Annotated in this window: 10 protein-coding genes; all 10 read right to left on the bottom strand. The window is 70.5% G+C overall.

The window, feature by feature from the left end; all coding sequences use genetic code 11:
- Positions 1–109 precede the first annotated feature (109 nt).
- Positions 110–1,444 carry a type VII secretion-associated serine protease mycosin gene (gene mycP, locus ACFYSH_RS18940; RefSeq protein ID WP_388753783.1) on the bottom strand — a complete coding sequence of 445 codons (1,335 nt, stop codon included), beginning with the start codon at positions 1,442–1,444 and terminating at the stop codon, positions 110–112.
- Positions 1,445–1,470: 26 nt separating this feature from the next.
- Positions 1,471–2,925 carry a hypothetical protein gene (locus ACFYSH_RS18935; RefSeq protein ID WP_388753780.1) on the bottom strand — a complete coding sequence of 485 codons (1,455 nt, stop codon included), beginning with the start codon at positions 2,923–2,925 and terminating at the stop codon, positions 1,471–1,473.
- A 49-nt stretch (positions 2,926–2,974) separates the two neighbouring features.
- Complete coding sequence (locus ACFYSH_RS18930; protein ID WP_388753777.1) at positions 2,975–3,451, bottom strand: hypothetical protein; 477 nt, start codon at positions 3,449–3,451, stop codon at positions 2,975–2,977.
- A 111-nt stretch (positions 3,452–3,562) separates the two neighbouring features.
- Positions 3,563–5,896: a xanthine dehydrogenase family protein molybdopterin-binding subunit gene (locus tag ACFYSH_RS18925; RefSeq protein ID WP_359471378.1), complete on the bottom strand. Its 2,334-nt coding sequence runs from the start codon at positions 5,894–5,896 to the stop codon at positions 3,563–3,565.
- A gap of 76 nt (positions 5,897–5,972) precedes the next feature.
- A complete protein-coding gene (locus tag ACFYSH_RS18920) occupies positions 5,973–7,817 on the bottom strand; it encodes a 2Fe-2S iron-sulfur cluster-binding protein (RefSeq protein ID WP_388753774.1) in 1,845 nt (614 codons plus the stop codon).
- Positions 7,814–8,710 carry an FAD binding domain-containing protein gene (locus tag ACFYSH_RS18915; protein ID WP_359471382.1) on the bottom strand — a complete coding sequence of 299 codons (897 nt, stop codon included), beginning with the start codon at positions 8,708–8,710 and terminating at the stop codon, positions 7,814–7,816. Before ACFYSH_RS18915 ends, ACFYSH_RS18920 begins: the two co-directional genes overlap by 4 nt.
- Before the next feature lie 249 nt (positions 8,711–8,959).
- Positions 8,960–10,591 carry a beta-N-acetylhexosaminidase gene (locus ACFYSH_RS18910; RefSeq protein ID WP_359471384.1) on the bottom strand — a complete coding sequence of 544 codons (1,632 nt, stop codon included), beginning with the start codon at positions 10,589–10,591 and terminating at the stop codon, positions 8,960–8,962.
- Position 10,592: 1 nt separating this feature from the next.
- A complete protein-coding gene (locus ACFYSH_RS18905) occupies positions 10,593–11,441 on the bottom strand; it encodes a carbohydrate ABC transporter permease (RefSeq protein WP_388753770.1) in 849 nt (282 codons plus the stop codon).
- The gene (locus tag ACFYSH_RS18900) at positions 11,438–12,409 is read right to left on the bottom strand and encodes a sugar ABC transporter permease (protein WP_359471388.1); all 972 of its coding nucleotides are present in this window, start codon (positions 12,407–12,409) and stop codon (positions 11,438–11,440) included. The genes ACFYSH_RS18905 and ACFYSH_RS18900 overlap by 4 nt, the downstream gene beginning before the upstream one ends.
- 2 nt (positions 12,410–12,411) lie before the next feature.
- Positions 12,412–13,716 carry an extracellular solute-binding protein gene (locus tag ACFYSH_RS18895; protein ID WP_359471390.1) on the bottom strand — a complete coding sequence of 435 codons (1,305 nt, stop codon included), beginning with the start codon at positions 13,714–13,716 and terminating at the stop codon, positions 12,412–12,414.
- Positions 13,717–13,979 lie beyond the last annotated feature (263 nt).

Genomic DNA, 13,979 nt, shown 5'->3' with positions numbered 1-13,979 from the left:
TGCTGACGCAGCGCTTGCCGACGGCTTGAGCGATGCTTTCCGCGTCGCTGGCAACCGCGGGCTGCAGCTTCCCGCATGCCGAACCTGACGGGTGCCGCTTTTTGCGAACTCAGCCAGCGTGGCCTTGGCCCGGTGGGCCGCCGTACGGAGAGTTGGTTCCATGAGCACCGGGCGGGCGCTGATACGGGTACGCGGGCGGGGGCGGGACAGCCTGGGCGGCGCTACGTCGGCGGGAGCGGACGGTCATGACCGCCACTGCTGCACCGATGAGGACGACCGCGCCGATGCCCAGGCCGATCCAGAGCGCGGTGTTGCCGCTGTCGTCGGTGGCGGCCGGGGCTGCGGCCGCCGGCCCATCGCTCTCTTCCGAGCCGCCCGTGGCCTTGGACGGTTCCGCAGAGGGCTTCGGGGACTCGGCCGCTGCGAGGTCCGGGAGCGGGTACTCGTCGGCGGGGCCCGGGTCGCCGGGATTCGTCAGCGCGATGCGGGGGCGGACGATGCCGTGACCGATGTCGTCCACACGCTCCTCGCCGGTCGTGGGTCCACCCGCCGTGTTGAGCAGGACCCGCAGGACCTGGTTGTTGGTCCAGTCCGGGTACTTGGACCAGATCAGGGCGGCGGAAGCGGAAGCGAGGGCTGTGGCGTCACTGGTGCCATGCGACTTACAGAGGCCCGTCTCACTCGGACAGGCGCGGATCATCTCCTCGCCCGGCGCGGAAAGGTCGACGTGGGGGCCGTACTGGGATTCCTCTGTCCTTTGCAGGTCCTTGCCGATGGCCGCCACACCTACGGCCCCCGGAGTTGCCGCCGGATACTTGACACCATTGGCCCTCTCCGCATCATTCCCCACTCCCGCAAAGACCAACGAGCCCTTGTCAAGCGCGTACTGCACCGCGTCCGTCAACTGCTGCGAACCCTCGCTCATAGCCAGCGAGATATTGATGACTTGGGCGCCCTTGTCGGCGGAATACCGGATGGCCGCAGGAACTGTTGTGTTGAACAGTGCAATGTCTTCCGCCAGGTTGGCGGCCTTTTCAGGGACCCGGACAGGAAGAATCTTCACACCGGGCGCCAGACCGAACGCACCGTCTCCGCCCCGACTGTCACCCGTGCCAGCGATCAGGGCAGCCATACCTGTGCCGTGACCGTCGTAGTCGGAGTGCTCGTCACCGGGCTCGTCCGGAGCGAAATCCTTCCCGTCAAGGATCTGCCCCTGCAGATCAGAGTTTGACGTATCGACCCCTGTGTCGATCACCGCGACGGTGACGCCTTCCCCTGTACTGCTCCGCCACATCTCCTCGGCCTTCATCGCTGTCAGATGCCACTGATTCGAACGGACCGACTCCGCCTGAGCGGTCCCTGCCACAGCAGCCACCAGAAGTGCCGCAAGTGCCGCCGACACGACGACCTTTTGCCGTCCCTTGTGCACACTGCTGGTAAGCATTCGCATCCTTATCCGGGGGCTTTCCATCAGTCGATGACGGGAGGCACGACGCGTCGTCCACCCTGCTGCCAAGTCTCTTCGTCTTCGATCAGGTAATCAGGGCGCTCGCCACCTTCTTCGCGGCGGGAACCGTTAGGCCGAGATCCGGAGGGCACTGGTGATACACGCCCCGCCTGTCCAGCAGCACGCCCGGCTTCGTTGCCCCGGGCAAGGCCGGTGCCACCGGACGTGAAGGGACGTTCACCTGCACGCACCGTCTGCCGGGGCCGACCACCGACGATCCCACCGCTTCCACCAGCTGGTGGCCGTCCGCCCGTGATCCCGCCCCGAGCGGCGCCGCCGCTCATGCCGCCGTGTCCCATGGGGGCCCGTCCCTGCGTCCCTTCACCACCGACAACAGTTCCGCCAGGAAGCCCTCGTCCGGATGGCTGGGCTACCGGCCTGCCACCGAAGATGCCTGCATCACCACGAGGCATGCGGCTTACTGAGCCCGAGCCGGGCATGCTCTGGCCAGGCAGCGACGGCGCGCGGACACTCAGCCCTGCGTTCTTCCCACTGCCGGAAGGGCCTGGGATCGGCCGTGAGCCGCCTCCGAACGCGGGTGGCATCACGGCGAGTCCTGAAGGGAGGCCCACGTCCGGCTTGCCCGTCACCGGAGGCCCTGGCAGTGACACCGAGGGTGTGGACTGCGGCAGAGTCGCTGTGCCGTTGACCTCCATGCTGACTGGGGTTTCCGGGTGGAGCGGCGCGCGGATCGCTGACGAGTCGGGAGGGCCTGGGCTCCCAGGTCCTGTTGAATGGGCGGACGTGGAGTGCGTGGTCGCCCCGTGAACCGTGCCTTCGCCTTCTACAGCTCCCCTGCCGCCAACTGGTGTACCCCACATCTCGACACCATCGACGACACCATCACGCGCGGGCACGATCGCCCCAGGCGGAGGCGGGAAGGCCGGCTTCTCCAGGCCGTCCATCTGCGAGGCCGACAACGCGTACGACTGCGCCAGCTTCCGCATCTCCGCCGCAGCCTCCTGGCGGTTCGCCTCCTTCGCGGCGAGCAGCGTTTCTGCCGACTTCTGCGCCACCGCCGACGCGTCCGGGTCGTTCCGTGCCTCCAGCGCGGCGTCCAGGTTCGCCTGCGCCCCCGCGTGTGTGCGCGGGATGGACACCTGGGCCGAAGCCAGCGAGTCGGATGCCTGGGCCAGCCACTTCGCCGCGCCCTCGCTGTAGTCACCCAGCCGAAGGGTCGCGTTCACCAGATCCGCGCTCCAGGTGCGGAACGCGTCCGCGCCCTCGCCCTTCCACTCGACCGTCTGCGGCCGGACCTTGAGCTCTTCCGCGATCTCGCGGATCTCCTTCGCCGCGCTCACCAGCCGGTCCGAGGCTCCTTGGATCGCACCGCTGTTGGCCGCGTCCAGCCACGCGAGCATCTCCTCGTGCGACATGCTGTCGAACGGCGTGCCCTGGCCTGCTTCCCCGTGGTCCATCCCTACCCCCCGTCTGTCCGCCGTGCCGTTCTCGTGCACGTCGTCGTCATCAGATCGCTCCGGTGGTCGGCTTCGGCTTCGCCGCGCCCTGCCGGTCCCCGCTCTGCTTCGCCGGGGCCTGCGCCGGGTCGTACTCCCCGCCGTAGTGTTCCTCCACCCCGTCGCTGATCGCGAGCATGCGGCGGCGGAGGTCGTCGTCGATGTTCGCGTAGCCGTTGTGCGACGCGAGCACCGCGATACTCATGCCCTCGATGCAGTCCGAGAGCAGCTTGGAGAGCGACTCCAGCTCCGTGATCACCGTCTCGTACGACACGAACAGCGAAGCCGCCTCGGCCCACCGGTTGTCACCGCCGCCGAACTGCTGCCGTGACATGGGGTCCTCGGCGAGCTGCCTGGGCCCCGCGGGGGACTCCTTCAGGTCGCGCAGCAGTTCGTCTATACGGTTACGGAACTTCGTGAACGACGTGAGCTCCGTGGCCAGGGACGCCGCAGCGATTCCCACTCCCACGAACCCCGGCACCACCATCGGTCCCGCTCCACCCTCACTCGGCAGCACAGCATCCTCCCCCGGATACAGCCGACTACGGTCTCCGGGTCACTGTAGCCACCATCGGTGTCACACCGCGCGCCCGGACCGTCACGACCTGGAGGTGGCCACCGCGGCCTGCGGCCGGATCGGGAGGCGGTTGACCGGTCGGCCCGTCGCGGCGCGGACCGCCGAGGCCACTGCCGCGGGGGAGGTCACCACCGGGACCGCCGACGCCGGCTTGGCACCGAAGGGGGCGACCACGTCGCGTTCCTCGATGAGTTTGACGATGTGGATGTCCGGCGCGTCCAAGGACGTCGGAAGCGCGTACCCGGTGAGGTCCGGGTGGCGGATCAGGCCGCGGGCGGTGCGCAGGTTCTCCGTGAGGGCCGCGCCGATGCCCTGGGTGACGCCCGCCTCGATGCGGGTCGCCAGCTGGGACGGGTTGAGGATCCGGCCGACGTCCTGGGCGACGGCCATCTCGACCACCCGGACCGAGCCGAGTTCGATGTCGACGTCGACCACCGCGCGGACCGCGCAGAAGGCCAGGCCCACGAACGCGTCGCCCTGGCCGCATTCGTCCAGCGGCTCGGTGGGGTGCGGGCGGCACTGGGCGGTGGCCCAGAGTTCCTTGCCGGCCATCGCCTCCATGACCGTCGTGGACAGCACGCCGTCGTACGAGGTGATCTTGCCGTCGGCGATCTGGAGCAGTTCAGTGGACATGCCGAACTTGTGGGCCAGGGGCTGGAGCAGCTGGGTCCGGACCATCTTGGCGGCGCGCTCGACGGCGCCGCCCGAGACCCAGGTGTGGCGGCCGTGCGTCGCCGGGCCCGCAGGGGGCTGGTCGGTGTCCACCGCCGCCACGTGGACCTCTTCGACGCCCAGGGTCTCCTGGACGATCTGGCGGGCGAGTGTGGTGAAGCCCTGCCCGGTCTCGACGGCGGCGCAGATGACGGTGGCGACGCCGTCGAGGACCCGGACCGTGGCCGTGGAGACCTCGTCGGCGCCCTCGGCGCCGAGCATGTGGACCATGCCGAGGGCGTAGCCGACGCCCCTGCGTACGGCACCGGGCTCACCGGCGCCCTCCGGTCCCCCGGGCAGCAGCCAGTCGTCCTCCGGGCCGTCCTTGGGGAGCGCGGGGAGCGGGAAGTCGCGGAGTTCGCCGAGGAGTTCGGCGACGGGTGCCGGACAGGTCACGGTCTGGCTGGTGGGCAGTATGTCGCCCGTGGAGAGGACGTTGCGCAGGCGGAGCTCGACGGGGTCGACGCCCAGCTTCGCCGCCAGCTTGTCCATCTGGCCCTCGTAGGCGGCGCAGACCTGCATCGCGCCCTCGCCCCGCACGTGCCCGGAGGGCGGGTTGTTCGTACGGACCGCCCAGCCTTCGATGAAGGCGTGCGGGACGACGTACGGCCCGCAGGCGAAGGCCACGGCGGCGGCCAGGGATTCGGACGAGGAGTCGGCGTACGCGCCCGCGTCGAGGAGGATCTGGGCCTCGACCTTGACCAGCCGGCCCTCGGCGTCGGCGTGGTGGCGGTAGCGCAGCAGGGTCGGGTGGCGGTGGGCGTGCCCGAGGAAGGAATCCTCGCGGGTGGCGGCCAGTTTGACGGGGCAGCCGGTGCGCAGGGCGAGCAGGCCGAGCGGGATCTGGAAGCCGGGGTCCTCACGGTCGCCGGTCGCCCCGGGGACACCGGTCACGACGACCTTGACCCGGTCGGGATCCAGGCCGAAACAGGCGGCGGCCAGGTCGCGGTCGGTGTGCGGGTCGGTGGACGCCGTGTAGAGCTCGACGCCGCCGTCGGGGCGGGGCACGGCGAGGCCGGCCTCCGCGCCGATGGGGGCGGGGTCCTGACGGCCGATGCGGTACAGGCCCTCGACGATGACCTCTCCCACGGTGTCCGGGTCGCCGTAGCGCAGCGGGATGTGGCGGATGAGGTTGCCGTCGGGGTGCAGGGGTTCTGCGGCGAAGGCCTTCTCGGGGTCGGTGACCGGCTCGAGGATCTCGTACTCCACGGCGATCGCCGCGGCGGCCAGCCGGGCGGTGTCGGGGTGGTCCGCGGCGACGGCGGCGATCGCCTCACCGTGGTGGCGTACGAGCTCGGAGGCGAACACGGGGCGGTCGACGACCCGGCGGCCGTACGAGCCGTCCCCGGGGATGTCCTCGTGCGTGACGACCGCGCGTACGCCCGGCATACCGGCGGCGGCCGTCGTGTCGATCGACAGGATGCGCGCGTGCGCGTGCGGGGATCGCAGCACCGCGGCCCACAGCAGCCCCTCGGCCCACAGGTCGGCCGCATACGGGAAGGTGCCCTCGGTCTTGGCACGGGCGTCGGCGGGCGGCAGTGAGGCACCCAGGCCGAACGCGGGCAGCTCCAGGTCGGGGGCGGGGCCCTCGGGCGCCGGAGTCGTGCGCGGGGTGCTGGTCGCGGTGGCTGCGTCGCTGGTCACGCCGCCTCCTTGTCGTTCGCTCCGCCGAGGCGGCTGGTGGTGGGGATGACCGGTGGTGCGGAGGACGACGCGGTGGTCACCGGACGTCTCCCTCGTGAGCGTGGACGCTGCCTTCGCCGGGGGCGGCCTGGTGCGGGATGCGCGGTTGGTCGCCGTCCGGAGCGGTGGCCATCGCCTCCGCGGTCGCTTCCCGGGCCGCGACGACGTCCCGTACGGCGTCGAGCACACCCCGGTAGCCGGAACACCGGCAGAGGTTGCCGCACAGGGCCTGCCGGGTCTCCAGCTCGCTGGGGGCGTGGTTGCCCTCCAGGAGGTCGTGGACGGTCATGGCCATCCCGGGGATGCAGAAGCCGCACTGGACGGCCCCACACTCGGCCAGGGCCCGCTGGACGTCGGACGGTTCGCCGTCCACCGCGAGGCCCTCGACCGTACGGACCTCGCTGCCCGCCGTCGTGGCGGCGGGCACCAGGCAGGAGGCCACGAGGCGTCCGTCGACCTGGACGTTGCAGGCACCGCACTCGCCCTGGGAGCAGCCGTCCTTGGCGCCGGCGAGACCGAGGCGCTCCCGGAGCACGTACAGGAGCGACTCGCCGATCCAGGAGTCGCTGACGGGGCGGTCCACGCCGTTCACGTGGAGGAGGTACGAGGCCGAGGGGTGGTCGCTGGTGCCGCTCGGTACGGCGGCGGCAGCGGGCTCCTCGGTGGGCACCGGCCCGTGCTCCCGCTCGGGCTCGGCGGCCGGTTCGGGTGCGGAGACCTGTACGGGCTCGGGGGCCGGTTCGGGCTCAGGGGCCGGCTCGGGCTCAGGGGCCGGCTCGGGCTCGGGAGCCGGCTCGGGCTCGGGGGCCAGTTCAGGAGCGGCGTCGAAGCCGGGTTCGATGCCGGCTCCGGCCTCGCCTGCGGGCGCCTCGGTCTCCGGCTCCTCGACCCCCTCGGCTGCGGGAACCTCGGCTTCGGGCACCTCGGCTTCGGGCACCTCGGCCGCCAGGGCCTCCGGGGACTCGGCCGGCTCACCGACGGGCTCCACGACGGCCTCGGAGGGCGCCGAAACCTCCTCCATGGCCTCCTGGGAATCCACCGGCTCCGAGAGCTCGTGCGGGGCCTCGGACGCGGCAGGCAGGGGGTCCGGGGCCGGCTCCGGTGTCGCCCATGGCGCGGGCGCTCCGCCGGGCAGCGTGGCCGGAGGCGTGTCCGCGTACCACTGGGACGTCATCGCCGAGGCCGCGAACTCGCCGGACTCCTCCGGGAGGTCGCCGTCCGCCACCGGGATCGTCCACTGGCCGGTGTGACCTGCGGGCTCGGGGACCGGCTCGGGCTCGGGTGCGGGGGGAACGGCCTCGGTGAAGTTCCACTGGGCCGTCGTGGACGACGTCTGCCCGTACTGCGACGCGTCCGGGTAGGGCGGCTGGTACGGGACCTGCTGGTACGGGACCTGCTGGTACGGGGCCTGCTGGTACGGGACCTGCTGGTACGCATTTTGCCCGTACGGGTCCTGTCCGTACGGGTCCTGTCCGTACGGGTCCGGCTGCTGGTTCGCGTCCGGCTGCTGGTTCGGGTCCGGCTGCTGGTTCGGGTCCGGCTGCTGGTTCGGGTCCGGCCAGTGCACCGCCTCCGGCCCCGGTTCCGCGCCCGGCGAGTGACCGGCCTCCCGCTCCTGCTGGCTCTGCGTCTGCAGGACCCAGCTGCCCGTCACCGCCGGGTCGAGCCCCGCGGCCGGGGTCAGCGGCAGGATCATCGGCGGCACGTAGCTGTGGCCGGGGGCGGCCAGCGGATCGCCCCCGAGGCCGGCGAGGTCCTCCGGCGCCAGATGCACGAAGGCGGTCGCCTCGGCGTCGTACTCCCCGCTCTGGGGCGTCTGTTGCCAGCCGGCGTACGGGTCGGGCCTCCCGTGCTGCTGCTCGGGGTTCTCTTCATTGCTCACGACAGTGCCCTCCCCAGTGCGCGTCGGGCGAGCGCGGCGACCGTGCGCCGCAGGTGCAGGACGGCCGGCGACAGCGGAGGTGCTTCTCCCCCGTCGTCCGGTGGAGCCTGGTCCGGGATGCAGGCCGCCGCGACGTACTCGCCGAAGGCGGCCAGCGCGTCGGGGGCCAGGCCGCGTTCGCCGTCCCAGTCGATCAGGGAGGCGATCCAGCGTTCGGCCTCGAGGGGCCGCAGCGGCATCGGGGCGATCGCGCCGACCGCGCAGCGCACCCCGCGCCGGGCCGGGTCCAGGACGATCGCGACGGAGGCGGTGGCGCGGCCGGGGCCGGTGCGGCCGGTCGCCTTGAGGAACACCTGGGGGGCGTGCAGCAGCGGTACGCGAACGAAGCCGATCAGCTCGGCGGGTTCCAGCATCTCGCGGCCCGCCAGCAGGTGCGAGACGGGGATCTCACGGCGGGAACCCTCGGCGCCCACGATGACCAGCTCCGCCTCCAGCGCGGCCAGGACGGGCAGGGAGTCACCGGTCGGGGCCGCGGTGGCGATGTTGCCGCCGAGCGTCCCGGCGTTACGGATCTGGGGCGGCCCCGCGGCACGCGCGGAGGCGGCCAGCGCGGGGATGAGCGCGGCGAAGTCGGGCCGCCCCATGCGCGCGTGGGTGAGACCGGCGCCGAGCAGCGCGTGGCCGTCCTGGTAGTGCCAGCCGCGCAGCTCGCTGATCCGGCCGAGGCCGACCAGCCCCGCGGGGCGCAGCAAACCCTTGTTGACGGCCGACATGAGGTCTGTGCCGCCGGCCACAGGAACGGCGGCGGGCATGGCGCCGAGAGCCGCCACGGCCTCGTCGAGCGAGGTCGGGAGCGTCACCGACTGCATCGCCTGCGGTGCGTGCGTGGTCAACCCAGCTGCCCCTTCCCGGTGTCCCGGCAGTCCCGCCTGTCCGCCGTACGGTACGTGCTCACGGCCGGGACGTGGCAACTCTGGCACATCTTCCAGGCTGTCCGACGCGAGGGTCCACGAAGGGTGTTTCCCTCCATGACCAGGGGAAAAGTCACCTTTGGCAGGCTTTTTGCCAGACGTGCGAATTGCCACCCTTCGACGCGTTCGTACGACTTATCGGGTTCCCCCGGCCGACGGACGAGCCGGTCGTCACACGGTCGGGGGCGGACCCTCGATCGGGCGACCCAGAACGCCGGGCCGACGTTGCCACGGCCGTGGACCCGCGGGCGGACGGTAGTCGACACCCAGCGCGTCGAGCCGGGTGTAATGACTGTTCATCCTTCGTTCGAAATCGGCGAAGTCCCGCTCACCGGGGGCCGGGAGTGGTGACCAGGCGACCTCGGCGAAGGCGGCGAGTCGCGGGAACACCTGGTAGTCGACGCGGTCCCGGTTCTGCATGACCTCGGTCCACACGTTGGCCTGGGTGCCCATGATGTGTCCGGCCGCCGCCTCGGTGAGGCCGGGGGGCACGGGCTCGAAGCGGTAGACGTCCTCGAGGGTGCGGACGAAACCGATGGGCATCGGTTCGTCGGGGCCGCCGTCCTGACGGTGGTCCAGGTACACCTGCTGCTCCGGGCACATGACGACGTCGTGCCCGGCCTCGGCGGCGGCGATCCCGCCCGCGTAGCCCCGCCATGACGACACGGCGGCGCCCTCGGCGAGGCCGCCCTCCAGGATCTCGTCCCAGCCGATGAGGCGGCGGCCCCGGGCGGTCAGCCAGCGGTCGAAGTGACGGATGAACCAGGACTGGAGTTCGTCCTCGTCCGCGAGGCCGAGTTCGGCCATGCGGGCCTGCGCCGTCGGGGACTGTTTCCACTGGTCCTTGGGGCATTCGTCGCCGCCGATGTGGATGAACGGCGACGTGTCGGCGGGGAACAGGTCGAGCAGTTCCTCGAAGACCCCTTCGAAGAAGCGCAGGGTGGTGTCAGTGGGGGCGAGTACGTTCGGATTGACGCCCCAGGTGTCCCACACGGAAAGCGCGGAGGTATCGATGGCATCGGTGTTGCCCAGTTCCGGATATGCGCTGATCGCTGCCTGCGAGTGGCCCGGGATGTCGATCTCCGGGACGACGCGGATATGCCGCTCGGCGGCGTACGCGACGATTTCACGGATGTCGTCCTGGGTGTAGAAGCCGCCGTGCGGTGTCTCGTCCCACAGTTCCGAGGCGCGGTGGCCGTATTTGGTGCGTGCGCGCCATGCGCCGCTCTCCGTGAGCCGGGGATGGCGCTTGATCTCGACGCGCCAGCCCTGGTCGTCGGTGAGGTGGAAGTGGAAGACGTTCAGCTTGTGTGCGGCCAGCAGGTCGAGCATGCGCAGCACGCCGTCCTTGGGCATGAAGTGGCGTGCCACGTCGAGCATCAGACCACGCCAGCCGAAGCGCGGTCCGTCCTCGATCTCCATGAGGGGGACGCGCCTTTCGGCACCGGAGCGCACCGGTGCCCTGCGGAACGCCTCGGGGCCGAGGAGCTGACGGAGGGTCTGCGCGCCCCAGAAGACGCCGGCGGCGCTGCCACCGGTGATCCTCACCCCCCGGACGGGCTCCACGTCCAGCCGGTAGCCCTCGGGCTCCAGTGTGGAGTCGATGCGCAGGTCGACGGTGTTCTCGCTGCTCGCGGCCGCCGGACCGAGCGGCAGGCCGAAGGCGGCCCCGAGCGTGGCGCGCAGCCAGCGTTCCGTGCTCTCGGTGCCGGGTCCCGCCGTGAGTGTCGTGGCCGCGTCGAGAAGGAATCCGCCGAGGTCGTCGCCGTCCGCGCGCGCGGGCGCCGGGATCAGGTCATGCATGTCAGTCCTTCACCGCTCCGCCGAGTCCGGAGACCAGGCGTCGCTGTACGAGGACGAAGAAGACCAGCACGGGAATGGTCATCACCGTCGAGGCCGCCATGATCCCTCCCCAGTCGTTCTCGTCGGGTTTGAAGAAGACCAGCAACGCCATGGGCAGCGTCGACTGCGATGTGTCGCTGATGATGAACGATTTCGCGAACAGGAAGTCGTTCCAGGTGGAGATGAAGGAGAAGACGCTGGTCGCCACGAGCCCGGGGAAGACGAGCGGGAAGAGGATCTGCCACAGGAAGCGGGTGCGGCTCGCCCCGTCGATGTAGGCGGCCTCCTCCAGTGCCTCCGGGACGGCTTTGACGAAGCCGCGCAGCATCCAGATCGCGAACGGCAGCGAGAACGCCAGATGCGGCAGGATCAGCGCGCCCAGGGTGTTCAGCTGGCCGAAGTCCCGCATCAGGAAGAACAGCGGGATGGTCAGCGCCTCGACCGGCACCATCTGGGCCACGAGGAACATGATGAGCAGGGTCGTGCGGAATTTGAAGCGGAATCGCGTCACGGCCGTCGCGGCCAGAAAGGCGATCAGCGCGGAGGCGATGACGACCGTGCCGGCGACGACCAGACTGTTGAGGAAATAACGTCCGAATTCCTGCTGTTCGAAAACCCGGCGGAACGAGTCGAGGGACGGGGCCAGGGTCCAGGGGCGGGCCTCGGTGGACTGGATCTCGCCCGCCGGCTTGAAGGCGGAGAGCACCATCCAGTACAGCGGGAAGGCGACCGCGGCGGCGATGACGAGGGCCGCGGCCTCCGCGGCCAGCCTCCCGGGCCGGCGTACCCGCAGAAGAGCGCGTGGACTCACAGTTCCTCCCCCTGGCGCCGTACGAGGCGCAGATAGACCAGCGTCACGGCCAGCAGGATCACCAGCATCACGACGCCGATGGCCGACCCGAGGCTGTACTGCGAGGACGCGAACGCCTTCTGGTACGCGTACACGTTGAGCACCAGGTTCTGGCCGGCGATGCCGCCGCCGTTGGTCATGACGTAGATCTGGGTGAAGACCTTGAAGTCCCAGATGACCGACTGGATGGTGACGACGATCAGGATCGGCCGCAGCATCGGCGCCATGACCGACCGCCAGATACGCCACTGCGAGGCGCCGTCCAGTGAGGCCGCCTCCAGCACCTCGGTGGGGATCGCGCGGATGCCCGCGTACACCGTCACCATCACGAACGGGAAGGAGCACCAGAGCACTTCGAGGAGCACCAGGGCGAAGGCGCTGTAGCGCCCGTACGTCCAGGAGAAGTCGCCGAGCCCCAGCACCTTGTTGACCGGGCCGAAGTCCGGGTCGAAGAGGAAGACCCAGACGGTCGATCCGGTGATCGCCGGTGTCGCCCAGGCGCCCAGCGCGGCCATCATCAGCGCGAGCCGGGGCAGGGCGCGGATCCGGGTCAGCAGGACGGCGAGGGCGCAGCCGACGAACAGGGTGGCCAGCACGCAGGCCGTGGCGAAGAGCACGGTCGCGAGGAGCACCTGCCAGAACTGGCTGTCACCGAAGAGCGTGGCGTAGTTGCCGAAGCCCTTGAAGGTGGTCGGTTCGCCGCCGCTGACCTGGGCCTGGGTGTACTCCAGGAAGGAGATCAGGCCCAGCTGGTAGATCGGGTAGACGAGGAGTCCGCCGAGCAGGACCAGTGCGGGCAGCAGATAGAGCCAGGGGGTCCAGCCGGAGCGCCGCGCGGGTGAGGCCGGGCGGCGCCGGGGCGTGCGGGCCGGAGCCCCGCTCGCCCCGGGGCCCGCGGGGGCCTTGTGGAGGGTGGTGTCGGCGGTCATCGTCAGCCCGCTTCGGCGAACGCCGCGTCCATCTTCTTCGCCGCGTCGTCCGAGGCGGCGGCCACGTCCTTACGGCCGCTGACGATCTCCTGGAACATGGTCGGCAGGACCAGCGAGGCGTCGATCTGGCCCCAGGCCGGGGAGGCCGGGACGAACTTCGCGCCCGCGCCGAGCGTCTCGACGAAGGGTCCGACGAAGGGCTCCTTCTCCGCGGCGGTGTCCAGCACGTCCGTGTAGGTCGGCAGGAAGCCCATGGCGTCGAACATCTTCGCCTGCGTCTTCTTGCCGGTCAGGGACTTCATGAGGTCGACCGCGAGGGTGCGGTGCGAACTGCTGCGGAGCACGCCGATGTTGTTGCCGCCGGCGAAGGCCGGGGCGATCGAGTCCTTCTTCACGCCGGGCAGCGGCACGACCGCGTACTTGCCCTTCACCGCTCCCGCTTCGACCGCCGCGTGGCTGAAGTCGCCGCCGATCGCCATGGCCGCCTTGCCGGACGCGAAAGCGGTGACGGTCGCGTTGCCGCCCATGGCCGCGCACTTGGCAGCCGGGCAGTTGTCGTCGCCGAAGAGCGAGGTGTAGGCCTCGATGCCCTTGCGGGCCTTCTCGCTGTTGATGGCGGACTCGTAGGTCACACCGGTCTCGTCGGCCAGTTCTCCGCCGTGCGCCCAGATGAAGGGCATCGCACCGTAGGTGTAAGCGCCGCCGACCGCGAGGCCGTACAGGTCGGGCTTCTTCTGGTGGATCTTCTTGGCGGTGGAGATCAGCTCGTCCTGGGACTTCGGGGGCTCGATGCCCAGGTCCTCGAAGACGTCGGTGCGGTAGTACAGCGCCCGTACGCCGACGAAGAGCGGCGCCCCGTACACCTGGCCGTCCACCGTCACGGACTGCTTGGCCGTCGGGTCGGTGTCCTTCGCCTCGTCCCAGGCGGCGAACTCCTTGCTGACATCAGCCAGTCCGCCGTCCTTCACGTATCCGGCGGTGTCGGTGTTGCCGTACTCGATGAGGTCGGGAGCGCTCTTCGGGTCGTTGAAGGCGGCCTTGATGCGCTGGGCCCGGGTGTCGACGGGTATGTACTCGACCTCGACCTCGGCCCCCTCGTGCGACTTCTCGAAGTCGGCGATCGCCGCGTCGACGACCTTCTCCTTGGGCTTGTTGCCGACCTCCTGGAAGAGCCAGACGCGGAGCGTCCCGGTCTTCTCGTCGCCCTCGGCGCCGGTGTCCGAGGTCTGCGGCGCACAGCCGGTGGCGGCGAGGCCCGCCAGCACAAAAGCTGCGGCCGGGGCGGCAATTCGGGCAGAAAGCTTCATCCGGGACCCCTACCGGTCATCCGTTGCATTCCATGCAACGCGCGTTTCGTTCTGCACAACTTGCAGGAGACTAAGGGCGGCCCCGCACGCCGACAAGTGGTCTCAACCACTCTGTGACCACGCGGTGCAGCCCGTGCAACGCACACGCCGGCACAGGACATGCGAACGACCCCCGGGGCGCACGTCGCCGCGCACACCGGGGGCCGGGAATCGAGATCAGGAAATCCGGGCAATCGGAAGAATCGGGTGATCGGGAAACAGGA

This window comes from Streptomyces sp. NPDC005791, assembly GCF_042871485.1.
Lineage (GTDB): Bacteria > Actinomycetota > Actinomycetes > Streptomycetales > Streptomycetaceae > Streptomyces.
This window is presented reverse-complemented; position numbering and strand designations above follow the sequence as displayed.